Source organism: Paractinoplanes brasiliensis, from assembly GCF_004362215.1.
Taxonomy (GTDB): Bacteria; Actinomycetota; Actinomycetes; order Mycobacteriales; family Micromonosporaceae; genus Actinoplanes; species Actinoplanes brasiliensis.
Map to the genome: position 1 here is coordinate 5,718,656 of NZ_SNWR01000001.1, position 24,199 is coordinate 5,742,854.

31 protein-coding genes and 1 pseudogene are annotated in these 24,199 nt (G+C 71.0%); 14 read left to right on the forward strand and 18 right to left on the reverse strand.

The window, feature by feature from the left end; genetic code table 11:
• The first annotated feature begins 538 nt into the window (after positions 1 to 538).
• The gene (locus tag C8E87_RS25890; RefSeq protein ID WP_239080006.1) at positions 539 to 727 is read left to right on the forward strand and encodes a hypothetical protein; all 189 of its coding nucleotides are present in this window, start codon (positions 539 to 541) and stop codon (positions 725 to 727) included.
• Positions 728 to 851: 124 nt separating this feature from the next.
• Here C8E87_RS25890 and C8E87_RS25895 read toward each other — a convergent pair whose 3' ends face one another.
• From C8E87_RS25895 to allB, 3 genes are all read right to left on the reverse strand, one after another.
• The gene (locus C8E87_RS25895; protein WP_133875493.1) at positions 852 to 1,175 is read right to left on the reverse strand and encodes a TfoX/Sxy family protein; all 324 of its coding nucleotides are present in this window, start codon (positions 1,173 to 1,175) and stop codon (positions 852 to 854) included.
• A 405-nt stretch (positions 1,176 to 1,580) separates the two neighbouring features.
• Positions 1,581 to 2,576 (reverse strand): allantoicase, encoded by a 996-nt coding sequence (alc, locus tag C8E87_RS25900; RefSeq protein ID WP_133875494.1) that lies wholly within the window; start codon positions 2,574 to 2,576, stop codon positions 1,581 to 1,583.
• Positions 2,576 to 3,892, reverse strand: a complete 1,317-nt coding sequence (allB, locus tag C8E87_RS25905; RefSeq protein WP_133875495.1) for an allantoinase AllB — start codon at positions 3,890 to 3,892, stop codon at positions 2,576 to 2,578. Before allB ends, alc begins: the two co-directional genes overlap by 1 nt.
• Positions 3,893 to 3,937: 45 nt before the next feature.
• Between allB and C8E87_RS25910 the strand changes: the two genes are divergently transcribed.
• Both C8E87_RS25910 and C8E87_RS25915 read left to right on the forward strand, forming a co-directional pair.
• Entirely contained in the window at positions 3,938 to 4,672 is a 735-nt protein-coding gene (locus C8E87_RS25910; protein ID WP_133875496.1) for a hypothetical protein, read from the forward strand.
• Positions 4,657 to 5,034 carry a cupin domain-containing protein gene (locus C8E87_RS25915; RefSeq protein ID WP_133875497.1) on the forward strand — a complete coding sequence of 126 codons (378 nt, stop codon included), beginning with the start codon at positions 4,657 to 4,659 and terminating at the stop codon, positions 5,032 to 5,034. The genes C8E87_RS25910 and C8E87_RS25915 overlap by 16 nt, the downstream gene beginning before the upstream one ends.
• Here C8E87_RS25915 and C8E87_RS25920 read toward each other — a convergent pair.
• A complete protein-coding gene (locus C8E87_RS25920; RefSeq protein ID WP_133875498.1) occupies positions 5,029 to 6,084 on the reverse strand; it encodes a hypothetical protein in 1,056 nt (351 codons plus the stop codon). The two genes, C8E87_RS25915 and C8E87_RS25920, sit on opposite strands and share 6 nt — an antisense overlap.
• A gap of 127 nt (positions 6,085 to 6,211) precedes the next feature.
• On the opposite strand from C8E87_RS25920, the gene C8E87_RS25925 reads away from it, so the two are divergent.
• The 4 genes from C8E87_RS25925 to C8E87_RS25940 all read left to right on the forward strand — a co-directional run bounded on the left by C8E87_RS25925 (position 6,212) and on the right by C8E87_RS25940 (position 10,233).
• Entirely contained in the window at positions 6,212 to 7,369 is a 1,158-nt protein-coding gene (locus C8E87_RS25925) for a phosphotransferase family protein (protein ID WP_133875499.1), read from the forward strand.
• Between the two features lie 44 nt (positions 7,370 to 7,413).
• On the forward strand, positions 7,414 to 8,610 hold the full coding sequence (locus C8E87_RS25930) for an aminopeptidase (protein WP_133875500.1): 1,197 nt from the start codon (positions 7,414 to 7,416) through the stop codon (positions 8,608 to 8,610).
• A complete protein-coding gene (locus tag C8E87_RS25935) occupies positions 8,610 to 9,458 on the forward strand; it encodes an NAD-dependent epimerase/dehydratase family protein (RefSeq protein ID WP_133875501.1) in 849 nt (282 codons plus the stop codon). Before C8E87_RS25930 ends, C8E87_RS25935 begins: the two co-directional genes overlap by 1 nt.
• 109 nt (positions 9,459 to 9,567) lie before the next feature.
• The gene (locus tag C8E87_RS25940; RefSeq protein WP_166661242.1) at positions 9,568 to 10,233 is read left to right on the forward strand and encodes a class I SAM-dependent methyltransferase; all 666 of its coding nucleotides are present in this window, start codon (positions 9,568 to 9,570) and stop codon (positions 10,231 to 10,233) included.
• Here the strand turns inward: C8E87_RS25940 and C8E87_RS46420 are convergent.
• The gene (locus C8E87_RS46420) at positions 10,223 to 10,357 is read right to left on the reverse strand and encodes a hypothetical protein (protein WP_275408995.1); all 135 of its coding nucleotides are present in this window, start codon (positions 10,355 to 10,357) and stop codon (positions 10,223 to 10,225) included. The genes C8E87_RS25940 and C8E87_RS46420 overlap by 11 nt on opposite strands.
• A gap of 62 nt (positions 10,358 to 10,419) precedes the next feature.
• On the opposite strand from C8E87_RS46420, the gene C8E87_RS25945 reads away from it, so the two are divergent.
• Positions 10,420 to 11,997 carry a phospholipase D family protein gene (locus C8E87_RS25945; protein ID WP_133875502.1) on the forward strand — a complete coding sequence of 526 codons (1,578 nt, stop codon included), beginning with the start codon at positions 10,420 to 10,422 and terminating at the stop codon, positions 11,995 to 11,997.
• Here C8E87_RS25945 and C8E87_RS25950 read toward each other — a convergent pair.
• The gene (locus tag C8E87_RS25950) at positions 11,984 to 12,154 is read right to left on the reverse strand and encodes a hypothetical protein (protein WP_166660997.1); all 171 of its coding nucleotides are present in this window, start codon (positions 12,152 to 12,154) and stop codon (positions 11,984 to 11,986) included. The two genes, C8E87_RS25945 and C8E87_RS25950, sit on opposite strands and share 14 nt — an antisense overlap.
• 26 nt (positions 12,155 to 12,180) lie before the next feature.
• Positions 12,181 to 13,239 (reverse strand): protein-L-isoaspartate O-methyltransferase family protein, encoded by a 1,059-nt coding sequence (locus tag C8E87_RS25955; RefSeq protein WP_133875504.1) that lies wholly within the window; start codon positions 13,237 to 13,239, stop codon positions 12,181 to 12,183.
• A gap of 161 nt (positions 13,240 to 13,400) precedes the next feature.
• Between C8E87_RS25955 and C8E87_RS25960 the strand changes: the two genes are divergently transcribed.
• The gene (locus tag C8E87_RS25960) at positions 13,401 to 13,979 is read left to right on the forward strand and encodes a hypothetical protein (protein ID WP_133875505.1); all 579 of its coding nucleotides are present in this window, start codon (positions 13,401 to 13,403) and stop codon (positions 13,977 to 13,979) included.
• A gap of 22 nt (positions 13,980 to 14,001) precedes the next feature.
• Here C8E87_RS25960 and C8E87_RS25965 read toward each other — a convergent pair whose 3' ends face one another.
• Together C8E87_RS25965 and C8E87_RS25970 are read right to left on the reverse strand one after the other, a co-directional pair.
• Positions 14,002 to 14,973 (reverse strand): pirin family protein, encoded by a 972-nt coding sequence (locus tag C8E87_RS25965; RefSeq protein WP_133875506.1) that lies wholly within the window; start codon positions 14,971 to 14,973, stop codon positions 14,002 to 14,004.
• Positions 14,974 to 15,049: 76 nt separating this feature from the next.
• Positions 15,050 to 15,490: a MarR family winged helix-turn-helix transcriptional regulator gene (locus C8E87_RS25970; RefSeq protein WP_133875507.1), complete on the reverse strand. Its 441-nt coding sequence runs from the start codon at positions 15,488 to 15,490 to the stop codon at positions 15,050 to 15,052.
• A gap of 95 nt (positions 15,491 to 15,585) precedes the next feature.
• On the opposite strand from C8E87_RS25970, the gene C8E87_RS25975 reads away from it, so the two are divergent.
• Positions 15,586 to 16,014 carry a hypothetical protein gene (locus tag C8E87_RS25975; protein ID WP_239080005.1) on the forward strand — a complete coding sequence of 143 codons (429 nt, stop codon included), beginning with the start codon at positions 15,586 to 15,588 and terminating at the stop codon, positions 16,012 to 16,014.
• On the opposite strand, the gene C8E87_RS46985 is transcribed toward C8E87_RS25975, so the two are convergent.
• From C8E87_RS46985 to C8E87_RS26000, 6 genes and pseudogenes are all read right to left on the reverse strand, one after another.
• Positions 16,011 to 16,394 carry a Clp protease N-terminal domain-containing protein gene (locus tag C8E87_RS46985; protein ID WP_438866193.1) on the reverse strand — a complete coding sequence of 128 codons (384 nt, stop codon included), beginning with the start codon at positions 16,392 to 16,394 and terminating at the stop codon, positions 16,011 to 16,013. The genes C8E87_RS25975 and C8E87_RS46985 overlap by 4 nt on opposite strands.
• Before the next feature lie 39 nt (positions 16,395 to 16,433).
• Positions 16,434 to 16,610, reverse strand: a pseudogene (locus tag C8E87_RS46990) (Clp protease N-terminal domain-containing protein); the annotation flags it as partial.
• Between the two features lies 1 nt (position 16,611).
• Positions 16,612 to 16,848: a helix-turn-helix domain-containing protein gene (locus C8E87_RS25985; protein WP_133875509.1), complete on the reverse strand. Its 237-nt coding sequence runs from the start codon at positions 16,846 to 16,848 to the stop codon at positions 16,612 to 16,614.
• An 89-nt stretch (positions 16,849 to 16,937) separates the two neighbouring features.
• The gene (locus tag C8E87_RS25990) at positions 16,938 to 17,141 is read right to left on the reverse strand and encodes a DUF3072 domain-containing protein (RefSeq protein ID WP_133875510.1); all 204 of its coding nucleotides are present in this window, start codon (positions 17,139 to 17,141) and stop codon (positions 16,938 to 16,940) included.
• Between the two features lie 32 nt (positions 17,142 to 17,173).
• The gene (locus C8E87_RS25995) at positions 17,174 to 17,944 is read right to left on the reverse strand and encodes a VOC family protein (protein ID WP_239080004.1); all 771 of its coding nucleotides are present in this window, start codon (positions 17,942 to 17,944) and stop codon (positions 17,174 to 17,176) included.
• Positions 17,945 to 18,149: 205 nt separating this feature from the next.
• Positions 18,150 to 20,300: an ATP-binding SpoIIE family protein phosphatase gene (locus tag C8E87_RS26000; protein WP_133875512.1), complete on the reverse strand. Its 2,151-nt coding sequence runs from the start codon at positions 20,298 to 20,300 to the stop codon at positions 18,150 to 18,152.
• Between the two features lie 179 nt (positions 20,301 to 20,479).
• Between C8E87_RS26000 and C8E87_RS26005 the strand changes: the two genes are divergently transcribed.
• Entirely contained in the window at positions 20,480 to 20,800 is a 321-nt protein-coding gene (locus tag C8E87_RS26005; RefSeq protein ID WP_133875513.1) for a hypothetical protein, read from the forward strand.
• Positions 20,801 to 20,996: 196 nt separating this feature from the next.
• Positions 20,997 to 21,770: a hypothetical protein gene (locus C8E87_RS26010; protein ID WP_133875514.1), complete on the forward strand. Its 774-nt coding sequence runs from the start codon at positions 20,997 to 20,999 to the stop codon at positions 21,768 to 21,770.
• Positions 21,771 to 21,862: 92 nt separating this feature from the next.
• Here C8E87_RS26010 and C8E87_RS26015 read toward each other — a convergent pair whose 3' ends face one another.
• Entirely contained in the window at positions 21,863 to 22,207 is a 345-nt protein-coding gene (locus C8E87_RS26015) for a DUF6401 family natural product biosynthesis protein (RefSeq protein ID WP_133875515.1), read from the reverse strand.
• 92 nt (positions 22,208 to 22,299) lie between these two features.
• Between C8E87_RS26015 and C8E87_RS26020 the strand changes: the two genes are divergently transcribed.
• Positions 22,300 to 22,683, forward strand: a complete 384-nt coding sequence (locus tag C8E87_RS26020) for a hypothetical protein (protein ID WP_239080003.1) — start codon at positions 22,300 to 22,302, stop codon at positions 22,681 to 22,683.
• A gap of 10 nt (positions 22,684 to 22,693) precedes the next feature.
• On the opposite strand, the gene C8E87_RS26025 is transcribed toward C8E87_RS26020, so the two are convergent.
• On the reverse strand, positions 22,694 to 22,900 hold the full coding sequence (locus C8E87_RS26025; RefSeq protein WP_133875517.1) for a hypothetical protein: 207 nt from the start codon (positions 22,898 to 22,900) through the stop codon (positions 22,694 to 22,696).
• A 67-nt stretch (positions 22,901 to 22,967) separates the two neighbouring features.
• On the opposite strand from C8E87_RS26025, the gene C8E87_RS26030 reads away from it, so the two are divergent.
• Positions 22,968 to 23,681 carry a hypothetical protein gene (locus C8E87_RS26030; protein ID WP_239080002.1) on the forward strand — a complete coding sequence of 238 codons (714 nt, stop codon included), beginning with the start codon at positions 22,968 to 22,970 and terminating at the stop codon, positions 23,679 to 23,681.
• A gap of 23 nt (positions 23,682 to 23,704) precedes the next feature.
• Here the strand turns inward: C8E87_RS26030 and C8E87_RS26035 are convergent, their stop codons facing one another.
• Complete coding sequence (locus tag C8E87_RS26035; RefSeq protein WP_133877092.1) at positions 23,705 to 24,169, reverse strand: SRPBCC family protein; 465 nt, start codon at positions 24,167 to 24,169, stop codon at positions 23,705 to 23,707.
• Positions 24,170 to 24,199 lie beyond the last annotated feature (30 nt).

The window sequence follows — 24,199 nt, forward strand, 5'->3', positions numbered from 1 at the left end:
CGAGTGCCGCGAGCCTGTCCCCGGAACGTTCGATGCCGTGGGCGGAAGCGCAGGCCCAGAAACCGGTTTCCGTTGGCCGGTCGCCGCGAGGGTGTCCGGGGAGTGGTTCGATGCGGTGGGCGGAAGCGCAGGCCCAGAAACCGGTTTCCGTTGGCCGGTCGCCGCGAGGGTGTCCGGGGAGTGGTTCGATGCGGTGGGCGGAAGCGCAGGCCCAGAAACCGGTTTCCGTTAGCCGGCGGCCGCGAGCCTGTCCGCGGAACGGTTCCATGCGATGGGTGGAAGAGCAGGCCCAGAAACCGGATTCCGTACGCCTCGTCGGCCGGGACAACCGCACGGTCGCGAACCCGCGGTTCCTCGCGACCCAGTCGGTGCGAACGGCCGTAGCGCGTGCTCCGGCCGTGGCGGTGGGTCGCGGCCGGGGTGGAACGGTCAGGAATCGAGAAGCTTTGCGGCGGCCGCCGGACCTAGCGTGAGCTGCGTTGACAGCGCAAACGGGAGGTTCGGGATGAAGACTTGGGTTCGGCAGATGCATCGGTGGATGGCTGTTTTGTTCACGGTGACCGTGGTGGGGACGACGGTGGCTCTGACGGTGGGTGGCGAGTCACTGGTGTGGGTGTCGTACACGCCTTTGCTGCCGCTGGCGGTGCTGTTCTTCTCGGGGATCTACCTTTACGTGCTGCCGTATCGGGCCAAGCGGCGTCACTTGGCAAGCAACCCGGTTACCTGACCGAGTGAGCGCGGGAACAGCAGGGCCGGGGGAGAATCCGCGGATGGGATCCGGCCGGCCCCGCGCCGTCGTCATCCGGCGGGCAACCCGGTTACCCGACCTAGTGAGGGCCGAGCCGCCGCCGTTACTTGGCGGGTAGCTCGGTGGCGTGATCCAGCGCGGCCGTGAGCCAGGAGTCGAGCGTGGCGTCGTCGAGGTGGTCGGCGGCTACGAGAATCCAGTTCTTCATCGAGCGGCCGCCCACCTCGAACTGGCGCACGCCGGGTCGGGTCAGGGCCGCGGTGATGTCGGCGGGGTCCAGGCGCACGATCAGCTCGTCGCCGGAGACGCCCACGGTCATGTTGCCGTTGGTGAAGAAGGCCAGCCCGCCGAACATCTTGCGTTCGGTGATCGCCGGGTCGGTCAGACGTTCGCGAAGGCGTTGGGCCAGAACCTCGTCGTAGGCCATGCCCAGCAACCTACCGGGCATGGCGGCGATCCGGGCTCCCCGGAGTGGTGTGGCGGTGGTGTGGGCTGCCGGGAGTGGTGTGGCGGTGGTGTGGGCTGCCGGGAGTGGTGTGGCGGTGGTGTGGGCTGCCGGGAGTGGTGTGGCGGTGGTGTGGGCTGCCCGGAGTGGTGTGGCGGTGGTCTGGGCTGCCCGGAGTGGTGTGGCGGTGGTCTGGGCTGCCGGGAACGGCGTGGTGGCGCGACTGGGCCCCGGAGCGGTTCGGCCGCGGAACTGCGCTCGAAACGGTGTGACCGCGGGTGTGGCACCCGGATCGGGTGTGGTCGCGTTGCTGGCTGGCTGGCTGGCCGGTCCGGGGAGGGGGTGGTCGCGTTGCTGGCTGCCCGGACCAGAAACGGTGTGGTCGCGTTACAGGCTGCCCGGACCGGAGTGGCGGTGGAACTGGTCTTCGACGTATCCGTCGGACGGGCGGCCGTGCAGGCGGAGGCGGGCCATGCCGCCGTCGGGGTAGATGTCGAGGCGGGCCGTGGTGGCGACTCGCTCGGGGTGTACGGGGAAACGGTGGGGGGTGTCGGGGCGCAGGGCCGTGCGGGGCAGGATGTCGAACCAGTCGACGCCGTCGTCGGTGCCGCGGACGGTGGCCCAGCCGGGGGCGTTGCCCTTGAAGTGGGTGGTGTCGAGGTCGACGAGGGTGATCTCGGCCGGGGCGGCCAGCCGGACGGTGACCCAGTCGTTGTTGTCGTCGCGGCGGCGGGACGTCTCCCAGCCGTCACCCATGTGCTGGGCCAGACCGGGCATCAGCATGTTTTCCGGGTGGCCGTAGAACATGTTGCTGCAGTCGGTGACGCGAGCGCCGTGGGCGAGCGCTGCCACGTCGAAGACCTCAGGCAGCAACCGCGGGTCGGGGACGGCCAGGCCGTGCACGCGCAGGCGGGCGACACCGCCGTCCGGGAAGATCGTCAGCCGGACGTGGGTGAAACGCCTGTCGTCGGTGACGGCGAACAGGTTGCGGCTGTCGCCCTCCAACGGCGATTTCGGCACCAGCGGGGTCCACTCGGCCGGCAACAGCTCGGCGGGCGCCGGATAGCCCTCGACCGCCAGGCCGTCGATCGCCGCGTACGGCGGGTAGTTGCCGGTGAAGAACGCGGTGTCGACGTCGACACCCCGGATCACGCCGGGCGCGCCGAGCCGGATGATCGCCACGTCGTGACCGGGTTCGCGGCGGCGGCGGGTCTCCCACCCGTCGTACACCTGGCCCTTGTGGTCGAAGGTGCGCGGCGTGAAGACCGGTTCGGTGGGCAGCACGAGGTGGTCGGCCGTCGCGAAGAATTCGTCGTCGGCGTGGACGACACCGCCGCCGAGCGCGCGTGAGGCCAGATCGGGCAGGGTGGCGAAGTCCTCCATCAGGCGTCCTTCCGCGTCAGGAACCGTCCGCGTGCCGTGTCGCCGGTGACGGCGTGCCCCCGCAGCCAGGTGGTGCGCACGACCCCGGCGAGCTTCTTGCCCGCGTACGGCGTCACGGGGTTCTTGTGGTGCAGCCGGACCGGCTCGACGACGAACGTCTCCTCCGGGTCGAACGCGACCAGGTCGGCCTGCGCGCCCACCTCGATGCGGCCCCGATCGCGCAATCCCACCAGGTCGGCCGGGCGGCGTGCCATCCACTCGGCCACATCGGCCAGGGAATGGCCCCGGGCCCGCGCCGCCGTCCAGATCACCGGCAGTCCCAGCTGCACCGACGCGATGCCGCCCCAGGCCGCCGCGAAGTCGCCGGTGTCGCGGCGCTTGAGCTCGGGCGTGCAGGGGGAGTGGTCGCTGACCACGCAGGTGATCAGCCCGTCGGCCAGGGCCTGCCACAGCAGGTCGGCATTGGCGGCGTCACGGATGGGCGGGCAGCACTTGAACTCGGTCGCGCCGTCGGGGATGTGGCCGGCGTCGAGCGCGAGGTAATGCGGGCAGGTCTCGGCAGTGACCGGCAGCCCCTCGGCTCGGGCGGCCGCGATCAGCGGAAGGGCGGTGGCCGCCGAAAGGTGCAGGATGTGGACGCGGCCGCCGGTGGCCCGAGCGGCGTCGACGGCGGTGGCGACCGCGGCGTGCTCGGCCTCGACCGGGCGGGAGGCCAGGAACTCGGCGTAGGTCGCCGCGCTCGACAAATCGCCCAAATGACGCGGGTCCTCGGCATGCACGACGAATTGCGCTCGCCGCAGTGACGACAACGCGGCACGCAGCTCATCGGAGGACAAAGGCGGAAATTCCGGCACGCCCGAATCGGCCAGAAAAGCCTTGAAGCCGAACACGCCTGCGTCATGCAGCCCCGGCAACTCGGAGAGATTCCCCGGAACGGCCCCGCCCCAGAAGCCGACGTCGACAAACGTCTTCCCCCGGGCAGCCTCCTGTTTGACCCGCAAGGAAGGCACGTCGACGGTCGGCGGCAGGCTGTTGAGCGGCATGTCGACGATGACCGTGACGCCCCCGGCCGCCGCAGCGCGAGTGGCCGACGCGAACCCCTCCCACTCCGTACGCCCCGGCTCGTTCACATGCACGTGGGTGTCGACCAGGCCCGGCAGCAGCGCGGTCTCACCCAGGTCGGTGTCGACCTCGGTGTCGAACACGTCGTCGTAGCCCCCGACGGCCACGATCGTGCCGCCCTCGATCGCCACGGCCGCCGCGCACTCGCCGCCACCCGTGATCGCCCGCCGTGACCGCAACACCAGCTCGACCATGAACCGACACTACCGGCCCTCTGTGACAAGAAAATAGGATCAGGCGTGGCCTGGCGGACAACCACCGACATCCGTGAGTTCCTCGACGCTGCCGGCGGCTTCCTGCGGGCCCGGCCGGTCGACAACACGATGCTGCTCACCGAAGCCGCCTACCTCGAGGCTTTCCCGGACGCCCGCGACCAGCTCCACGGCTGGTGGACCGGCGGTGGCGCCTTCCTCCAGGCCCCGGGCCACGCCCCGATCGTCTCGCTGCTGCCCGACGAGGCCTGGGAACCCTTGGCCGAGTTGCTCCCCGGCATCCCGCAACTCGGCGTCGACGCGCGTTCGGTCCCGCGGGCGAGGTCCGCCTGGCCCGGACTCACCGAACGGCTGAGGATCGCGGTCTGCCGTGCGCGACCGCAGAAGCCGGTGGTGGGAGGACGGGCGCGCACCGCCACAACCGACGACCGTGACCTGTTGGTGAGCTGGTATCACGAGCTGATGGCGGCCAACCCCGGCGACCCGAGCGACCTGGCCTACGTCGTCGACTTCCCGTTGACGTACGGGGGTCTGACGCTCTGGGAGGTCGATGGCGTCCCCACGGCGATGGCCGGTCGCACCCCGGTGATCGGCGGCGTGACCCGGGTCGGCGCGTCGCACGGCGTTCACTCCGAGGCCGCGTTCGCCGCCGCCTGCGCCGAGGCGGCCACCCACGCCGACGAGGTGCTCGTCCTCACGACGGACGAGGATTGCGAGCCGTTGTTCGAACGGGTCAGGCTGGGCCCATGGACAAACCAGTGAACCTCCAGGCCGCCCTGGCCAGTTTCGCCGAGGTGTACAGCCCGCGCATCGTGACCCGGATGAACGACTACGACGTACGCATCGCCCACGTCAAGGGGGAGCACGTCTGGCACGTCCACGAGCACACCGACGAGTTCTTCCTGGTGCTCGACGGCCGCTTCGACATCGAGCTGCGCGACCGCGAGACCGTCACGCTCGGCCCCGGTGACGTGTTCGTGGTGCCCGCGGGGGTGGAGCACAAGCCGTCCTCGCCGGGCGGGTCGATCCTGATGTTCGAGCCGTCGGGCACCGCGACCACCGGCGACCGGCACGAGGGCGAGATCCCGGCCCACGTCCACAGCACCACCGGCCAGGAGCTATGACGCCGGGGCGACCCGGGCCGCCCACTCGAAGGCCTCGCTCGCCGGGAGCGTGCGGTTGAGGGTGACCTCGGGTCTCATCAGCGGATAGGTGCGGCCGATGTTCCAGCTGCGCTCGTACGGCGGCGGGTCCAGCACCACCACCCGGTGATCGCCGAGCAGCGGGATGTCGGCCGGCCGGCCCTCGTGCCAGATCGTCTCGCCGGTCGCGTCGGCCAGGTAGAACTGCCCGTGGATGGGGTCGGGCGGGGACAGCTCGCCCTCCGTCGCCGCGGCCACCCACGCCGGGTCGGGCGGGGTGCCCGGCAGCAACCCGCGGGCCGGCGCGCCGATCAGGGTGGCGGCCAGCAGCGTGTGCAGCTGGAAGTTGTCGCCCACTCCGCTGATCGTCAGGTCGTACGCCTGTTTGGTCGGGCGGTGCAGCACCAGCAGCGGCTCGTCGTCGAGCACCTCGAGCAACCCGTACAGCCAGGCCGCGTCCTCGGCGTGCGGCGTCATGCCGGACGTGGCGGCGGTCAGGCGTTCACGCTGCGGCAGCGCCTGGCGGGCCCGCTTCTGCTGCAACGGGAGCAGCAGGCTGGGGATCCACTCCTTGACCGTGAACCACGCCTGCGTGATCTCGCCGGCCTCCTGCACGGTCAGCCCGGCCGAGGCCCGTACGACCCGTTCGCGCAGCTCAGTGTATTCGTCGGCCGACGTCGGGGCGGCCACGCCGTCGCCCAGCTTGTCGGCCAGCACGCCGAACTGCGCGGCCAGCTCGAGCCCGGTGGCCAGCCGCTCGACCAGCACGGGCAGCACCGGCAGCGGGTCGGCGCCCTGCTCGATCAGCCCGGCCACCAGCGTGGCCAGCAGCGCGCCGTTGCCCAGGGCCACCTGTTCCAGGGCCGGGGCCAGCGGCACCAGGGCGGCGCTCAGCTCTTCCTGGTCGGCGTGGGGCAGGCGGTCCACAATGGCCCGGTAGCTCTTGGTCGAGGCCCGCGAGTCGAGCCGGATCACGGCGTCGGCCAGGCCGGTGCAGAGCTCGGGCAGGGCGTTGCCGGGTCGTCCGAACATCCGCGCATAGTAAGGGCCACCCGGCGGCGGCACCAGCGCGACGGCCGGGCCGAAGGTGACCCGGACATGGCCGGCGCGACGGAAAATGGCGTGAGCGTACCGGCGGGTCCGGCTACGGTTCTGGGTCGTGACGCGAACCGTGACGCTGGTGGTGACCGGCCCCGACGGCGCCGTGCTGGGGCAGGCCGAGCCGTTCGAGTCGGCCGTTCCCTGGTGGCAGGAGGTCGGCGACTTCGGACGCGGCGTCCAGGTGCTGCGCCTGCTGCACGCCGACCGGCCGGCGCCGCCCGGGGGGCACGTCACCTACCTGGCCCAGGTCACCGAGTCGTTCGAGGGCGCCCTCCACCCGTACGGGGAAAGCCTGCGAACCCACCCGAAAAGGGCGCCCTATGCCGAGGTCGGTGGCCCGGCCGCCTCGATCGCGTGGGCCACGGCCGTCGTGCCCGGCACCACCGCCCACCAGCAGCGCACCTGGAATCTGTCGGCGATCTGGCGGCTCGACGACGCCGACGGCCACCCCGTCGCCTGGCTCAAACAGGTGCCCTCGTTCTTCCGCCACGAGCCGTACGCGCTGCGGATGGTCGCCGCTGTCGCCCCGCACCTGGTGCCCGAGCTGATCGCCGACGGTGAGCACGGGCGCATGCTGCTGGCCCACGCCCCCGGCGAGGACCGCTACGGCGCCGGCCCCGAGTTGTGCGCGCGGATAGCCGAGGCCTTCCACCCGCTGCAGGCCCACTTCGCGGCCGACCCCACTCCGCTCGCGGGCATTCCCGACGCGCGTCTGGCCGTCGAGCCGTTCGCGCGGGTGGCCGAGCCGCACTTCGCGACCGTCCCCGGTCTGGCCGATCTCGTCGAGGCGTTGCCCGAACGCCTGAAGGCGATCGCGGAGTGCGGCCTGCCCGACACACTCGTGCACGGTGACCTGCATCCGGGCAACGTCCGCACCGACGACACGGGCCGGTTGACCATCATGGACTGGGGCGACTGCACGTACGGCAATCCCGCGCTCGACATCTTGCGGCTCACCGACGGCCGTACGGGTGGATCGGCGCCGCACGACGAAACCCTCGCTGCCTGGGCCGATCGCTGGAAACAGACCGTTCCCGGCTGCGACCCGCTGCGGGCGGCCGAGCTCATGCGACCCGTCGCCCCGCTGCGGTCCGCGCTGATCTACGCCACGTTCCTCGACAACATCGAACCGTCCGAGTGGCCCTACCACGCGGCCGACGTCCCCGAGCGGCTGGCCGCGGCGGTCCGTTCCATAAGGGGCCTATCGGGGGAGTAACGGTATGCACACCGAACCGCCCCGATTGATCTACCCTGCTCCGCATGGTGCTGATCGAGCGGTTCGCGGAGCTTGTCGTACGGGGTGGCATCAACGTCCAGCCCGGACAGGGGGTGGTGCTCTACACCGACACGGCCCACCTCGAGATCGCCCGCGCCGTCACCGAGGCGGCCTACGCGGCGGGCGCGGCCTGGGTCGAACCGATCTGGAGCGACGGCCCGATGCGTCGCTCGGCCGTCCGGCACGCCTCCATTCAAAACCTTTCCGCCGTACGCCCGTGGGCCCTCGCGCGCGTGCGGGAGTGGACCGACGCCGGGGCCGCGTGGATCCGCCTGCTCGGTGAGGCCGACCCGCACCTGCTCGACGGGCTCGACCCGGCCAAGGTCGCCGCCCACCCGGCCGAGGAGATGCAGGCCATGCGCCGGGCCGTGTTCGACGGCATGCGCTGGACAGTGGTCGGCGCGCCCAACCCGGGCTGGGCGCGCGAGGTCTTCGGCGAGCCCGACATCGAACGGCTGTGGGAGGCGGTCGGCACGGCCATGCGCCTCGACCTCGACGACCCGGTCGCCGCGTGGCAGAGCCGTGCCGAGATGCTGGCCGAACGCGGCCGCCGGCTGGACGAACTCGAACTGACCGAGCTGCGCTACCACGGCGAGGGCACCGACCTGACCGTCGGGCTGCTGCCGGACAGCCGGTGGAAGGGCGGCGGGCTGGTCGACGACGCCGGCATCCCGTACCTGCCGAACATCCCGACCGAGGAGGTCTTCACCAGCCCCGACCGGCGGCGCGCCGATGGCGTGATCCGGGTGACCCGGCCCGTCGTCATCGCCGGGCAGGTGATCACCGGGCTGCGGGTGACGTTCGCGGGCGGGCGGATCACCGAGGTGTCCGCGGACGACAACGCCGACGTCGTACGGGCTCACCTCGACACCGATGAGGGCGCGCGCCGGCTGGGCGAGGTCGCCCTGGTCGACCGGGACAGCCGGATCGCCCGTACGGGGGTGGTCTTCCACAACATGCTCTTCGACGAGAACGCGGCCTGCCACGTCGCGTGGGGTCAGAGCTTCCCGTTCGCGGTCGCCGGCGGTGGCGCGATGACCGAGCAGCAGCGCGCCGACCTGGGGCTGAACATGTCGAGCGTGCACACCGACGTCGTGATCGGCGGGGAGGGGATCTCGGTCACCGGTCGCGGACCCCGCGGTACGGTCGACATCATCAAGGCCGACGAATGGGTGCTGTGATGCGGGTCCTGGTGCTGGGCGGCACCGGTTTCGTCGGGCGTGCCGTCACCGAGCTGCTCGACGAGCCGACGCTGTTCAACCGGGGCACCGACACGACGCTGTTCCCCGGGGTCGAGCGGCGGCGCGGCGACCGCGAGACCGGTGACTACGCGTCGCTGGCCACCGGCGAGTGGGACGCGGTGGTGGACGCGACGGCCTACTTCCCGTGGCAGGTCCGGCAGACGATGGACGCGCTGGGTGACCGCGTACGGCGTTATCTGCTCGTCTCGAGTCACGCGGTCTTCGCCGGAGCGGGTTCCGAGCTGCGCCCCGCCGCGTGGGACGCCACGCCGCCGCTGACCAACGACACGTACGGCCCGTCCAAAGTGGCTTGCGAACAAGAGGTCCTCGGCCGCTTCGGCTCCCGGGCGACGATCGTACGGCCGGTGAAGGTGGCCGGACCGCACGACAACCAGAGCGGCCTCACCGACTGGGTTCGCGCCGCCGTGAAAGGTGGCCGGTTCGAGCTGCCGGGCGACCCGGCCCAGCCCGTCCAGCTGGTCGACTCCCGCGACCTGGCCCGCCTGATCGTGACCCTGCTGACCGAGGACCGCGGCGGCGCCCACACGGCGGCCGGCCCCAGCACCACCCTGGCCGGGCTGATGGCGGTGTGCGCCGCGGCCGCCGGCACCTCGGTCGAGATCGTGCCGGTTCCGCCCGGTCCGCGCTTCCCCCTGGTCAAGCCGCGCGACCTCTGGAACACGCAACACCGCGCACCGGCCGAGGGTCAGACCGTGACCCCGCTGGAGACAACCGTCACCGACGTCCTGACCTGGGCCGTGACCGAAGGCGCGTTCGACCCGGTGTAAGCGGGCCTTGGAGTTCTTGTGGACCACGGCGAGGACTGCGAGGCGCGGGTTCGCGGGCAGCGAACACTTCGGGGCGGTGGCGGGCGGCTCCCGCGGGCACGATGGCGGTATGACTTCGGTGGCGGCGTACGACGAAATCGCGGACTGGTACGAGAACGATTTCCTGGCGCGGTCGCGGCCGGGGGATCCGCTCGGGGTGCAGCGGCAGCTGAGTGAGCTGCTCGGGCCGGGCGACGGGGTCTGTCTCGAGGTGGGCTGCGGCACGGGCGTGCACGCGGCGCAGGTTCGGGAGCTGGGCTGGACGGCGCTCGGCGTGGATCTGTCGGCGGGCATGCTCGAGTACGGGAAACGACGGCTGCCCGTGGCGAGGGCCGACGCCACCCGTCTGCCGGTGCGGGACGGCTCAGTGCCCGCCGTGATCGCGATGATGGCGCACACCGACATGCCGGACTATCCGGGCGTGCTACGTGAGGTCGGGCGGGTGCTGCGGCCGGGCGGGGTGTTCGTGCACGTGGGGGTGCATCCCGCCTTCTGCGGCGGGTTCGCCGATCGCAGCGATCCCGAGGCCGTGGTGATAAGGCGGGGCTATCTCGACGGGCACTGGACGAAGCAGTCGTGGACGACCGAGGGGGTACGCAACCGGGTCGGCGCGACGCACTACCCGCTGCCGGTGCTGCTGCGGGCCGTACTGGATGCGGGTTTGACCCTGACGGGGTTCACCGAGGGTGGCGAACCGGTGCCCACCACGTGGGCGTTGCGGGCGATCAAACCATGAACATCATCGCGCTGACGCCCATGAGGACGAGCAGCAACATCGCGATGAGCAGGCCCTTCTCGGCGGAAGCGGCAGCGTCGGGGCTGACGGTGTCGGTCGTGGTGGCGATCGGCTCACTGCTCATGACGGTTCCTTCCGGGGCATCTCGGGGTGCGCGCGCTGGGCCGGCGACCTAGATTCGAGGGCGTGCCAATTCCGGACTGGTTTCTCAGCACGGAGGAGCGTGGCAACCCGGACTCCTCCATACCCAGCTGGTGCGCGGGAAACGCGGCCGAACCACTGATTCATGGCAAAACATATTTTGACCGTCTGGTCAGCGAGGTGGAAAGCCTCCGCGAGGGTGACCACCTGTTCTTCACCGACTGGCGGGGCGACCCCGACGAGCGGATGCGCGACGACGGCCCGACGATCGCCGAGCTGTTCAGCGCGGCGGCCCGGCGCGGGGTGGTCGTCAAGGGGCTGCTCTGGCGCTCCCACCTGGACAAACTCGCCTACAGCGAGGAAGAGAACCGCGACCTGAGCGAGGCGATTCGCGCGGCCGGGGGCGAGGTCCTGCTTGATCAGCGCGTACGCCGTGGGGGTTCGCACCACCAGAAGCTCGTGGTGCTGCGCCACCCCGGCCGCCCCGAGCTCGACGTCGCCTTCGCGGGCGGCATCGACCTGTGCCACAGCCGTCGCGACGACGAAAGGCACCTCGGCGATCCGCAGGCGGTGCCCATGGCCAAGGCGTACGGGCCGAACCCGCCCTGGCACGACGTGCAGCTCGCCCTGCGCGGGCCGGTCGTGGGGGTGCTCGACCTCACGTTCCGTGAGCGGTGGAACGAGCCGGACGACCTCGACCAGCACGGCCCGATCTCGACGATCACCGACAAGCTGCAGCGCGCCGACATGAGCGCCGACAAGCTGCCGCCGCAGCCGCCCGACCCACCCGAGTGCGGGCCGCTGGCGATCCAGACTTTGCGGACCTATCCGGCGATGCGCCCGAAGTACGACTTCGCGCCGAACGGGGAGCAGAGCATCGCCCGCGGATACACCAAGGCGATCAAGCGGGCCCGGCGGCTCATCTACCTCGAGGACCAGTACCTGTGGTCGACCGAGGTGGCGCAACTGTTCGCCGACGCGCTGCGCGACAACCCCGAGCTGCACCTGATCGCCGTCGTGCCGCGGCACCCCGACGTGGACGGCGCGTTCGCGCTGCCACCCAACCAGATCGGCCGCGAGAAGGCGATCGAACTCTGCACCAGGGCCGCACCCGGCCGCGTGCACGTCTTCGACCTCGAGAACGAGGCCGGCACCCCGATCTACGTGCACTCCAAGGTCTGCGTGGTCGACGACGTGTGGTGCAGCGTGGGCAGCGACAACTTCAACCGTCGATCGTGGACACACGACAGCGAGCTGTCCAACGCGATCCTCGACGAGACCCGTGACGAACGGCAGCCCCTCGACCCGGCCGGTCTGGGCGACCAGGCGCGGCGGTTCCCGCGGGAACTGCGGCTGGCGCTGACCCGCGAACACCTGTGCCGTACCGACGACGCCGGCCTGATCGACCCGGCGGACGTCGTGGGCGAGATGACGGCGGCGGCGGACGCGCTGCGGAAATGGATCGACGGCGGGCGTACGGGACCACGACCGCCGGGACGCCTCACCCCGCACTCGCCCGAGCGGCTGCCCTGGCATCAGCGCTGGTGGGCGAGCCCGGCCTACCGCCTCGCGTACGACCCGGACGGGCGGCGCTGGCGGGACCGGCTGGCTAACCGGTGGTGAGGACCCGTCGGCAGTCCTCCATCACCGACGCTGACACGAGCGGAGCCCACGTCGGGAACACCGACCGGAAGTAGTCGCCGGCCCGCGCCGCGATCTCGTCCGAGCGCTCGAAGACATCCAGCCCGTTGACGATGCTCAGGTCGGCGAAGGCGCGCACCTCGGGCTCCCACCTTGCGGCTCTCGTCACAGCTCCCAGGTGTGCGGCAGCAGGACGGGGGAGTCCGGGTCGCCGCCCGGGGCCAGGACGATGCGCCACGCGGTCATCGGTGGCCGGCCCAGATCCAGCCAGCGGTCGATCACCGCGGTCGCCTCGGCGGCGTACTCGTCGGCCCACCGACCCGCGGCGCCGATGCTTCCGTCCGGCAACACGACCGCGCCGCCGGTGCGGTCCTCGTCCAGCAGCATCAGGGAACTCTGCTCACGACCGGGCACCGCGCCCTGCGTCGCGCGGCGGTTCCAGACCCCGGCCGCGTACCAGAGATCCCGGTAGGCGAGCGGATCCAACGGGGGATCAAAACGCGTTTCCCCGTACGGGCGAAGGCCCTTGATCGTCCCCGGCGGCGCCGGCCCGGGGAACGGGTGAGCGGCGGTCAGCGGCCCGGCGGCGACCATGAACCCGGCCGGGGTGACAACGCGAGCGGTGTGATCGGAGCCGACCCTGAGGACGGGGTGGGTTCCGGCGTGCTCGACGGGGGCAACGATCGGTGTCTGCCAGCGCGGCGAGACACCCGCGATCCCGACGGTGACGATCACACGGTCGACGTGCTCGTCCGGGCGGCCCACGTAGCCGTCACCCAGCTCGACCCGAACATCACGGACACCGGCGCGGGCCAGGGCTGCTCTCGCGCGTTCGACCACGTCGTCCTGCACGTCGATGCTGATCACCCGCGCGCCGAGCGCGGCCAGCAGCGCCGCGTTGTAGCCCGTGCCGGCCCCGACCTCCAGCACCGTCATGCCGGGCCGCACATCCAGCGTCTCGATCATGAGCGCCATCAGCGACGGCTGGCTCGACGAACTCACCGGCCGGCCGCCCTCGACCTTGGTCACCAGCACGTCGTCGCTGTAGACGACATCGAGGAAGTCGGGATCGGCGGGCTTGGCCCAGGTGCCGTCGCGGCGCTGGAACCCGTCCGGCACGAAAACTTCCCGCGGCACCTCGGCAAAGGCAGCAGCCAGCGACGGCGAGAGGTGCACGCCCCCTTGCCGGATCCGATCGACGAAGCCCTCCCGCGGCCCGACCACCCCCTCACCATAGAGGCGGCGGCGCGCGGGGCAACCCGTCTGCGCTCCGCGAAGGCTCCGAGGTCTGCGCGGCTGCGGTCCGTAGGCCGGGCTCGACGGTGGCAACGCGCCGGCACCCCTTGCGCACTCAGCGGGGTTCCGCGCGCACCGATCGGGATCTCGTGCGCCTCTCCGCTCTGCTTGCCGTCGCCGTCGCCACCCTGGGCGGCTGCGCGGGCACTTCGGCGCCGCCCCGCCCGTCACTCAGCTCACCGGCCCCGGCCGCCGCGCCCGCCCCGGTGGTCGAGAACACCGGCACGGCCTGGCCTGCGATCGTCGGCTCGTTGATCTCGTACGGGCAATGGCTGCTGGGCGACCCCACGCCGGCGCTCGCCGACGTCATCACCGAGCCGGGATGCGCCGGCCACGACGCGCTGACCGACGAACTGCGCTCACTGGTGTCCACCGACGCCATGGTGCGCACCAGCCCCGCCACGGTGACCTCGGTCAGCGGATCCGCGGTGTCGCGCGACCGGGCCGTCGTCGAGGCAACCGTGTCCCGAGCCGCGGAACCAGTGGTGGTCAAGGGTCACAGCAGCCTCAGCCCGTCGGCGAAGACCATCTGGCTCGAGGACCGCGCGGAGCTGCCCGCCACGGTCCTGACCATGACCCTGGTGCGCTCGAACGACAGGTGGCGCTTCTGCGAGATCGTCGACAAGGCCGGCGACCCGGACGGCGAGGCCATCACCCGAGCACTCTGACCCCCGGACGCCGCTTCCTCTGTCAGTCGGTGTGGGGCATGCGCTCGGCGGGGATTACTCCCAGGCGGCCCTTTTGGAAGTCTTCGAAGGCCTGCTTGAGTTCGGCCTGGGTGTTCATGACGAAGGGGCCGTAGTGGGCCACCGGCTCGCGGATGGGGCGGCCGCCCATGATGAACAGTTCCAGGGCGGGGATGTTGGAGTCCTGGGTGGCGTCGGCGGTTACGCGGAGGGCGTCGCCCTTGCCGTGGGATGCCAGCTGGCCGATGTGGATGGGCCGGGCCTCGGCGCCGACCGTGCCCCGGCCGGCCAGGACGTAGATCAGGGCGTTGTAGTCGGGCTGCCAGGGCAGGTCGAGGCGGGCGCCGGGTTGCAGGGTGACGTGGGCCAGGTTGATGGGGGTGAACGTCGAGCCGGGGCCGGCGTGGCCGGCGATCTCGCCGGCGATGACGCGGATCAGGCTGCCGCCGTCGGGGGTGGTCAGCAGGCCGGCCTCGCGGCCGCGGATGTCCTGGTACTTCGGGGTGATCATCTTGGCGGCGCGGGGGAGGTTGACCCACAGTTGCAGGCCGTGGAACAGGCCGCCGCTGGTGACCAGGTGTTCCGGCGGGGCCTCGATGTGCAGGATGCCCTGGCCGGCGGTCATCCACTGGGTGTCGCCGTTGGCGATCGTGCCGCCGCTGCCGAGGGAGTCCTGGTGGTCCATGATGCCGTCGATCATGTAGGTGACCGTCTCGAAACCGCGGTGCGGGTGCCACGGCGTGCCCTTCGGCTCGCCCGGCGCGTAGTCGACCTCGCCCATCTGGTCCAGGTGGATGAACGGGTCGAGCTCGTTGAGCGGAACCCCGGCGAACGCCCGGCGCACCGGGAAGCCCTCGCCCTCGTAACCGCTCGGGGCGGTGGTCAGGCGACGAACGGGGCGGAAGCTGGTGGCGGCGGGGTCGAGCTGCGGCAGCCGCGGCAGGACCAGAACGTCGTCGACGGTGATGGCGGGCATGGCATGCCTTCCTGACTGGTCGAGGAACCGTACCGGCACTCTAACTCTTTCAAAACTGAAAGACCACCGGGGCCGGTCAGACTTTGCGCACCTTGTTGAACACCCGGGTGATCACGGCCAGCTCGTCGGGGTCGAGGCGGTCGATGAAGCTGTCGCGGACGGTGATCAGGTGCAGCGGGGCGGCCGATTCCAGGGCCGCCATGCCCTCGTCGGTCAGCACGGCCTCCTGGCCGCGGCCGTCGTCGGGGCAGGGCTGCTTGCGCACCAGGCCCCGCTTGACCATCGAGCTGATCTGATAGGTGATGCGGCTCGGCGAGAACACCAGGCGGCCGGCGAGCTCACCCATGCGCAGTCGGTGCTCGGGCGCCTCGGAGAGCACGACCAGCACGTGGTAGTCGTTCATGCTGAGGCCGGTTTGCGCGCGCAGCTCATCCTCGAGGTGGGTGTGCAGCGCCCAGGAGCTCTCGATGAAGGTGCGCCAAGCAATCTGCTGCTCGTCGCTCAGCGGGTCGGCCATGCGGAAACTCTAACTGCTTCAAATCTGTAACACCAAGTGCGCCTGCTCACAGGCGGTCGCGATCTGAAACTTACTCGCGACATCGCCTATCATTCGTGCCCTGGGTTCGGCCGGGCCGGTGGGGGCAGCGGATGGCGTACCGCGTGGAGTACAGCGGCGAATTGATGGAGTTCGCATCGTTGGACGCGGCGCTCGACTGTGCCCGCAACGCGATCGTCAACGATCTCGGCCGCATCGACGGCTGGTCGGTCGAGCACGACGAGGAACTCAACGACTGGTACGTCCGCGGCGTGCGTAACGGGCGGCGGATCGGGCCCACCGCGATCGTCACCGGCCCCCGGGGGCGGCAGGCCGTGTTCGAGGAATGGGAACGCCGGGTCGTCTTCATCGGCGAGACACCGGCGGACGCGTTCGCGATGGCGGCCGCCTGGCTGGAGAAGCGGCCGGACATCACGACCCTCGGCGACGTCGGCTGGCATCACACCGCCGACGGCCACCAGCTGCGAGTCTACTTCCAGCCTTAGGCAGCCGGCGCGCTCAGCGAGCGCTCCATGTCACCCCGTACGCGGTCGAAATCGATGCCGTGATCGGCCATGATCAGCGCGGCCAGCCCGTTGCCCTCGCGCAGCAGTCCCAGCATGATGTGCTCGGGCGCGATGAACTTCTGCTTGAGCCGGATCGCCTCCCGCAGCGACAGCTCCAGCACCTTCTTGTTGCGGTTGGTGAACGGGATGTGCCCGTTCGAGGGGACGAGCCGGCCGAACAAGCCCCTCTTCTTCACCGGGCGGGGCAACCGCAGCGCTCCCTCCCCGAAATTGGCCTCAATGGCTTCCCGTACGGCGGCCAGGTCGATCCCGATCGCCTTGAGCGCGGCGGCGTCCTCAGCGTCGGCGTCACTGAGCACCGGGCCGTCCGGCGAGTGCCCGCCGATGCGGCGCAGAACCTCAGCCCGTACGGAATCGGCATCCAGCCCGGTCGACCGGGCAACCGGCCCACGGGGGTCGGCCAGCAGCGTGAGCAGGATGTGCTCGGTGCCGATGTGGTCGTGGTGCAGGGAACGGGCCTCGTCCTGCGCGTTGACCACGACGGCGCGTGCATCCGCGGTGAATCGCTCGAACATGTCAGTCCTCCCGTGGGTCCGGCGCCGGCAGCGTGCGCGCATGCTTCTTGTGTACGCCCTGACGAGTCACCTCAAGCGCGTCGGCGATCTCCTGCCAGGACCAGCCCTTGCCGCGCGCGTTGGCCACCTGCAGGTGCTCGAGCCCCTCCAGCAGGCGGCGCAGGGCCACCACCGCGCGCAGGCCGACCCGCGGATCGGCGCTGCTCGCCGCCGCGGCGAGGTCGGTTGCTTCGGTCATGCTGTCAACTTAGGTTGACTTTGCACGCATGTCAACTCTGGTTGACGATGATGGCAGAAAAATGGGCCGCCCCTCGGGCGACCCATTTCTCAGCGGCCTCGGCCGGTCTTTTCCTGCAGCTCGTCGATCTTTTCGGAGGCCTCGGCCTTGGTCAGGCCGTCCGGCACCTCCTCCTGAGCCTCAGTGGCCAGCGTCTGCAGGTATGACTGCTGCGCACCGGTCGCCGGTTCGTCACCGGTTGTCCAGTCCGACGGGTCCTTGACGGCGTTCGTGTCGACGTTCGCGTCGCTCATGGCGAGATCCTTTCGTTCGAACGCCTGTTCCCTTACCCGCCGTAGGTCAGCTCCATGCCGATGATGTCGTTGTAGGCGACGTTCAACTCGACCGGGCGATGCACCGGCGCGGTCACGGCGAACGGCGCGCCCAGCGGGTCGATCATCTCGACGTAGCTGCCCAGGCCCATCTCGATCGGTCCGGTCACGATCCGGCCGCCCAGCCCGGCGCAGCGGTCGATGGTCTCGGTCGTGTCGGCCACCTGGAACGACGGCTGCCAGCGGACGTCGTAGCGCCCGGTGATCAGGCCGGCCACCGAGTCGTGGGCCGGGGACAGCCATTCGCCGCTGCCGAACTCGTGGCTCAGCGTCCAGCCGAAGGCGGCGCCGTAGAAGGACGTCGCCGCGTTCACGTCCTCGGTGAGCAGGTCGGCCCACTCCATCGTGCCCGGCTCGCCGCGGACCTGGGCGCCGGCGAACCCGGCGGCCTGCCAGAGCCCGAACATCGCGCCGGACGGGTCGGCCATGATCGCGCTGCACGCGCCCTGGCGTTCCTCGGGCCAGGTCAGCTGCCGCCCGGACGCGCGGGTCACCCGCTCGATCGTCGCCGCGAGGTCGGGTGCGGCAAGGTACGTCAGCCAGCCCTCGGGTCTGTCCGGGCGGGCGCGGCTGATGCCGGCCACCGCTTGCCCGTTCCGCAGGAATCGATCACCCTCGACCTGCCAACCGAAGAGCCCGGCGTAGAAACCCGCCGCGTCGTCCGGATCGGAAGTCGTCAGCTCGACCCAGCAGGGGGTCGACGGCGCAAAGCCTCTAATCCGCATATACCGCTCCATCGTGGACGTCCCCGAATGCATAAGACTCTACGGCAATCTATACGCGCCGTCACTACCCTGGGGTTCAATGTCCGCTTTGGAGTGCCTTTTGGCTACCTAAAGTGACTGCCGGTAAGGTCGATGTATCACGAGCGTTAGCGCACCGGTTTCTTGCCAATTCTGCAAGATACGAATGCACGTGCATCTGCTCCGATCAATCAGTTGTCGTCCGTGGAAGAAGCATTTCGAACCACACAGTCGTTCCCCGTACGGTCGGATCGGTGCCCCACGAATCGCTCAACTCCTCGATCAGGCCGAGACCCCGGCCGCGGCTGCTCATCGTGTCGGCATGCGCCCGGATGACGCTGCCCCGGGTTCCCGTGTCGGCCACCGAGACCAGCAGCCGCTCGGCGTTCAGGTCGATGTGCACCTGGGCCGGGGTGCCGGCGTGCAGCAGCGCGTTGGTGGTCAGCTCGCTCGTGCACAGGATCGCGGCCCCGACGACCGGTTCGGGCACCGACCACTCCCGCAGACGCGTGGTCATCCACTGCCGTACGCGACTCGGGCCCGTCGGCTCGGCCGGCACCAGCATCGTCGCCGACCGGCTCATCGCCACCGCGTGCTCGACCGCGAGCACGGCCACGTCGTCGTCGGTCGAACCCTCCACGGCCGACGTGGCCAGCGAGCACAGGTTGCGCGGGTCGCCGCTCGACGCGGCCGCGGTCGCCGCCACCAGCGCGTCCAGCCCGTCGTTGAGCGGGTGGCCACGACGCTCGACCACGCCGTCGCTGAACATCAGGATCGAGTCGCCCGGCTCCAGCCGCACCTGGCCGGTCTGCCACCGCCCGCCCAGTCCCAGCGGCGCGCCCGGCGGCACCTTGACCAGCTCTGCCGTGGGCGGCTCGCCACCCCGGCCGGCCCGGCGCAGCACCGGCGGCGGGTGCCCGGCGCTGGACATCGTGATCGTGCCGTCGGCCGGATCGAGCACGCCGTAGACCACCGTCACGAAGATCTCTTCGTTGCGCGACTCGGCCCCCAGCGAACCCACCAGCCGGTCGAGCCCGGCGAGCACACTCGGCGGCGCCGGGTCGGTCAGAGCCATCGCCCGCAGTGCCGCCCGCACCTGGCCCATCACCGCGGCCGCGCGTACGTCGTGACCCGCCACGTCGCCCAGCACCATCGCCAGGCGCCCGTCGACCAGGCGGAACGCGTCGTAGAAGTCGCCACCGGCCGCGTTGCCGTCGACCCCCACGTCGTAGCGGGCCGCGATGCGGAACGTCTCCAGCTCGGGCAGGTGTTCCGGCAGCATGCTGCGCTGCAGGAGCTGGGCCGTGCCGTGCTGGGCCTCGAACCGGCGTGCCCGCTCGGCAGCCTGGGCGACCAGCTGGGCCGCCGCGCTGAGCAGGGCCCGCTCGGCCGGCAGCCACGCGTGCGCCGACCGGTAGCCGATCGTCAAGGCCCCGCTCAGCAACGGTGTGCGCAGCGGGAGCGCGGCCAGGGCCCGGATCCGCCGCTCGTGGCGGGAGGACGCGACGGCCGCCAGCGGCTCCCCGTCCGGCACGAACGACGGCTGCCCGCTCTGTGCGGCGGCCACGATCGGCGCGCGGGGATCGTTCGCCAGCCTCTTCCACACCGGGGGCAGCCGCTCGTCGGCCTCGTCCAGCATCTCGCCCCGGATGCGGCGGACATAACGGAACGCCCCGCCGTCGTCCACCGCGAACGTGCAGTGGTCGAGGTCGAACGAGGTCATCGTGTAGCCCAGCACGACCCGGGCCACGTCGTCGATGGTGAGCGCGCCGGCCAGCTTGGCGGTCAGCTCGCCCAGGTTCTGCAGGCGACGGGTCACCTGAGTGGTCTCGGCCGCCACGGTCAGCACGCCGGTGACGTGACCCCGCCGGTCGCGCACGACCGAGTGGCCGCGGGTGAAGAAGGCCTGCTCGGGGCGGCCGTGCGCGCCCCGGGCCACGGTCAGCGGTGTCTCGGCCTCGAGCGAGGGCCGGCCGCCGCGATAAACGTCCTCGACCGCTCCGCCGAAGCCGCGCGAATGCCAGAGGTCGCCCAGCGCCTCGGCCGCGGGCCGGCCCAGCGCGCCGGGGTGCCGGGTGCCGATCAGATCCGCGTACGCGTCGTTGTAGATGAGCAGGAAGCCGTCGCCGTGGGTGTAGGCCATCGGCATGGGGGAGGCGAGCACCAGCTCGACGGTGGCCGTGACGGCCGGGTCCCAGTGCTCACGCGGGCCGAGCGCGGTAGCGCCCCAGTCGTGGCCCTGCACCAGTTCGGCACACCCGGGCCGCCCCGGCGAAGGTGTCTGGGCGGGCAGCGCGGGTATCACCGAAGGGCTCACCCCGCCACCCGTCCCTGCCATGCCGAAAAGAGTATCCCTACTCCGCCATTCGGACGATGCCGCACCGGCCAACCGTCCGATTCTTGACGGTACGACCCCTCGATCCCTCTCGGGTGTTCTGTGCCAACCTCACGTTGAGTAGCCGATCAATGGAGTGCTGGGCTGGTCGTTGGGCTTGAATGTCACTTAGGGTGTTGATCGTGCCTCGTCTACGCCGTCCTGCCGCCCCATTGATCCCCGCGCAGCGAATGCCGGCGGACGGCGAACCGCTGATCGACCTGTCGGCGCCCGTCCGGCCGGGTGATCGTCGCTCGCCAGGTGTGATCGTGGCCGGCGCGGTGGCGGTCTTCATCGCGGGCGGGGTCGGGTTCGCTGCTCTGCGGCCGTCACCGCCTGAGGTGGCGCCGGCCCGGCCGGGGGTGACGGCTGAGGTGTCGGCGCCGCCGGCGCCGCTGGTCGGTCGGGCAGGCATTCCGGAGGGGGCGGGGGACCCGGGACGGCGCAGCCCGGCCACCCGCTGACCGCTGGGTCGCCTGCATCCGTGCTCACCGGTACGCCACAAGCCGGTCCGGCTGCACGACGGCAGCACGGGTTTGCGGAGTTTGTCCGGTGTGACATACGTGGCTCGGTGATGGACCAAGTGGCGGGTAAGTCGTTGCGTTCTGTGGTCGCAACGGGCCGGCAGCTCGCCGGACGGCCGCACACAGGGAGCGTTCGATGATCGGGGACGGGCTGGGCCGTGCACTCATTCCGGCGGCGTTCGGGGTTCTGCTGGTCGCCTGGCTGCTGCGGAAGCTGGCGACCCGTGCGCTGCGGGCGGCCGTGCGGCGTGGGACGGCAGACCCGGTGCTCGCGCGGGCCGGCGTCGGTGAACTGGCCGGCGCGCTGGTTTTCTACGGCGTCCTGCTGGTGGCGGTCGCGTTCCTCCGGGTCGGCCTGAGCGAGTGGCTGCTGCGGTTGTGCGTGGCGTTCGCCCTGGTCGCCGTCGCCGTGGCGGGTGCCCGGGCGGTGCGGGAGCTGATCGGCGGCACGGTGCGGATCCCGTACGGGGGTGTGATGGTGACCCTGGGCGTGGCGGCCGCCCTCGACGTCGTGGCGTTCGCCCCGTCGATCACCCGGCCGGTGCTGATCGCGGGGCTGGCCACGGTCGCCGGGGTGGTGATCGTGGGGGTGGGCGGTGGCCTGATCCGGCCCATGCGGAGCCGCTGGGAGGCCTGGCTGGAGCCGGCCAGGGTCCCTGGCCGCCCGGCAACGGACGAGACGCAGGTGATCCCGCAGCAGACCGACCGACAGGAGGCCGGCCCCGACGAGACCGTCGTGATCCACACCGGCGGGCACGGCGCCGGCGGGCCGGAGATCGGTGGGCCGGGGAACGGTGGGCCGGGGAACGGCGCGCAAGAGGCCGGTGGGCCCGGGATCGGCGGGCAAGAGGCCGGCGGGCAGGAGGCTGAGCAGACGCAGGTCATCGCGACCGCCGACCGCCGGACCTGACCCGGGAGATGGGGAGGGCCGGCGCCAGGGGACGATCCCGGCGCCGGCCCTCGATGAAGGTTGGTCCTGTTACGGCGTTTCCGAACGGATGATCAGGGCAGGGTGCGGGCCACGGCGCAGACCGCGAGCAAGCGGTGCACGACCCAGTCGCCGGCGGCCCAGTTGATCTCGCCGACCGGCGGGCGCCAGCCGTGGGTGAAGGCGGCGTCCCGTACACCCTCGGCGTACGCGGCCAGCAGCACCGCCGTGAGCGGGCGGGTGTCGGCCGACAGGCTGTCGCGGACGGCCGCGCTGTGCTGGTCGACGACGGCCATCAGGCCGGGGTTGGCCTCGGCGACGGCGAGGCCTTCGCCGACGGTGTCGTGCAGATCGGCCAGGCTGGCGTGGGCGGAGCGGAGGGCAGCACGGGCGGCAGCGCCGGAGAACAAACCATTCATGGGGAGAAACGTTAGGGAGCCTCGGGTAGCCAACGGTTCCCCTGATCGGTGCAGCTCGGTTGAAGCTCTCCGGGCGGGGCAATCAGGCCGGCATGGACGACACCACCGTCGAGGCGCTCGGGAAACTGAGCTCGGCCCTCGAGACGACCGATCGTGCCCGCGGGCACCTGTACTCGTTCCACCAGCTCACCGGAAAGGCCGATTTCGAGCTGGACGAGGCGGTCGCGCTGTTCCGCCGGGCCGGGCACCACGCGATCGCCGACCGGATCCAGCAGGACCTGATCGGCCGCAACGTCACGCCCGGGCACTGGACGTTCCAGCTGGTCGAGGAGTACGACGACGGTTACTGGAGCGAGTTCCGCACGGTGGAGCGGGCCGCCCGCGACGAGTTGGCCGGGGGCGAACGCCACCTGTACGAGGCGGCGCTGAAGGAACGGCGGCGTACCCACGGGAAACCGGGCCACGAGGCCCGGTGACACCTGAAAGCTACTCGGCCTCGACCTGCGCGGGACGGCGGCGCTGCGCGTCGTCGGCGAGGATGACGGTGGCGACGACCATGGCCACGACCACGGCGAACAGCCAGGACGCGTCGTCGATCAGGTTCGCGGCCAGCGGAGCCTGGAAGGCGGCCAGCAGGAAGCCGACCCAGGCAAGACGGCGCTGACTCTCGGAGAGGAAACCGGCAGAACGCATTCGGAAAGTGTGGCCCGTATCGGACGGATCGCCGTCACCCGTTCGTACGATTCTCCGTTGTCCGATCGTGCCCTCAGCCTTGCGTCGCTGCCGCTCAACCGTAGCGTTTCTGCTGGTCAGCGCGGTGCTGGTCGCGGGCTGTGAGAGCGCAGCAACTCAGCCGCCCGAGGTTGCCGAACGGGTCGTGGCCGGGCCGCTGCAGGGGCGTACGGGTGCGATTCTCGTCGTCTCGAAGGCCGCTTCCCGCGTACGGGTCGTGCTGGCGAACATCCCCGGATTGCTCTACCGCGTCACCACTCCGCCCGGGGCCGGACTGATCCCGGAGGTGACCCACCGTGACGGCCCGGTCCGGGTTTCCCTGCTGCCCTCGGGCGCTGCCGGGCCGGACGAGGTGACCGTGGTGCTCAACCGCGGGGTGCGCTGGGATCTGCGCCTGCCCGCGGGGGCCGGTGAACTGCGCCTCGACCTGAGCCGGGGACGCCTCTCACGCCTCACGGCGGGCGCCTCCGGTCTGATCGAGGTGCGCCTGCCCCGCCCGTACGGGAATGTGCCGTTGATCTTCACTGGCGGGGTGGGAACACTGACCGTCACCGCGCCGCGCGACGTGCCTCTGCGGTTGAGCCTGGCCCAGGGCGCGCGCTCGGCGCTGACCCCGTGGACGGCCGACGAGGAGATCCCGCCGGCCACCACGTACGCGCCGGCCGTCTGGCCCACGGCGCGGGACCGCTACGCGCTGCGAACACGCTCGACGGTCGGGATCCTGGCGGTCCGTCGCAACTGAACCGGCCGCCAGGAAAGACCTGCTCACACGCCGGGACGGTCGACCTCGCCGCGCCAGGCGCCGCTCTCGATGCCACCGCGGCCCTCGATGAACTCCTTGAACCGCTTGAGGTCGCCCTTGACCCGGCGGTCGACGATGCCCAGCTTGTCACCGGCGTTCTCGACCAGGCCCTGCGGCTCGAAATCCATCTGCACGGTGACCCGCGTACGGGTGTCGTCGAGGCGGTGGAAGGTGACCACACCGGCCTGCTTCTCGCCCTCGGTCGCCTTCCAGGCCACCCGCTCGTCGGGAAGCTGCTCGGTGATCTCGGCGTCGAACTCGCGCTTCACGCCGGCGATCTCGGTCTTCCAGTGCGTGTGCGCGGGATCCAGCTGCCGGATTTCCTGCACGCCCTCCATGAAGCGCGGGAACTCCTCGAACTGGGTCCACTGGTTGTAGACAGCGCGGATCGGAACGTCAACGTCAACGGACTCAGTCACAGTACTCATGTGCTGAGTCGTGCCCGGCTCGGACGGCGC

Bases quoted from the DNA above. Each gene is read 5' to 3' on its own strand.
- C8E87_RS25890 (WP_239080006.1), top strand. From the start codon at position 539: ATGGCTGTTTTGTTCACGGTGACCGTGGTGGGGACGACGGTGGCTCTG.
- C8E87_RS25895 (WP_133875493.1), bottom strand. From the start codon at position 1,175: ATGGCCTACGACGAGGTTCTGGCCCAACGCCTTCGCGAACGTCTGACC.
- alc (WP_133875494.1), bottom strand. From the start codon at position 2,576: ATGGAGGACTTCGCCACCCTGCCCGATCTGGCCTCACGCGCGCTCGGC.
- allB (WP_133875495.1), bottom strand. From the start codon at position 3,892: ATGGTCGAGCTGGTGTTGCGGTCACGGCGGGCGATCACGGGTGGCGGC.
- C8E87_RS25915 (WP_133875497.1), top strand. From the start codon at position 4,657: ATGGACAAACCAGTGAACCTCCAGGCCGCCCTGGCCAGTTTCGCCGAG.
- C8E87_RS25920 (WP_133875498.1), bottom strand. From the start codon at position 6,084: ATGTTCGGACGACCCGGCAACGCCCTGCCCGAGCTCTGCACCGGCCTG.
- C8E87_RS25930 (WP_133875500.1), top strand. From the start codon at position 7,414: ATGGTGCTGATCGAGCGGTTCGCGGAGCTTGTCGTACGGGGTGGCATC.
- C8E87_RS25935 (WP_133875501.1), top strand. From the start codon at position 8,610: ATGCGGGTCCTGGTGCTGGGCGGCACCGGTTTCGTCGGGCGTGCCGTC.
- C8E87_RS25940 (WP_166661242.1), top strand. From the start codon at position 9,568: ATGACTTCGGTGGCGGCGTACGACGAAATCGCGGACTGGTACGAGAAC.
- C8E87_RS46420 (WP_275408995.1), bottom strand. From the start codon at position 10,357: ATGAGCAGTGAGCCGATCGCCACCACGACCGACACCGTCAGCCCCGAC.
- C8E87_RS25965 (WP_133875506.1), bottom strand. From the start codon at position 14,973: ATGCCCGCCATCACCGTCGACGACGTTCTGGTCCTGCCGCGGCTGCCG.
- C8E87_RS25970 (WP_133875507.1), bottom strand. From the start codon at position 15,490: ATGGCCGACCCGCTGAGCGACGAGCAGCAGATTGCTTGGCGCACCTTC.
- C8E87_RS25985 (WP_133875509.1), bottom strand. From the start codon at position 16,848: ATGACCGAAGCAACCGACCTCGCCGCGGCGGCGAGCAGCGCCGATCCG.
- C8E87_RS25990 (WP_133875510.1), bottom strand. From the start codon at position 17,141: ATGAGCGACGCGAACGTCGACACGAACGCCGTCAAGGACCCGTCGGAC.
- C8E87_RS25995 (WP_239080004.1), bottom strand. From the start codon at position 17,944: ATGCGGATTAGAGGCTTTGCGCCGTCGACCCCCTGCTGGGTCGAGCTG.
- C8E87_RS26000 (WP_133875512.1), bottom strand. From the start codon at position 20,300: ATGGCAGGGACGGGTGGCGGGGTGAGCCCTTCGGTGATACCCGCGCTG.
- C8E87_RS26010 (WP_133875514.1), top strand. From the start codon at position 20,997: ATGATCGGGGACGGGCTGGGCCGTGCACTCATTCCGGCGGCGTTCGGG.
- C8E87_RS26015 (WP_133875515.1), bottom strand. From the start codon at position 22,207: ATGAATGGTTTGTTCTCCGGCGCTGCCGCCCGTGCTGCCCTCCGCTCC.
- C8E87_RS26020 (WP_239080003.1), top strand. From the start codon at position 22,300: ATGGACGACACCACCGTCGAGGCGCTCGGGAAACTGAGCTCGGCCCTC.
- C8E87_RS26025 (WP_133875517.1), bottom strand. From the start codon at position 22,900: ATGCGTTCTGCCGGTTTCCTCTCCGAGAGTCAGCGCCGTCTTGCCTGG.
- C8E87_RS26035 (WP_133877092.1), bottom strand. From the start codon at position 24,169: ATGAGTACTGTGACTGAGTCCGTTGACGTTGACGTTCCGATCCGCGCT.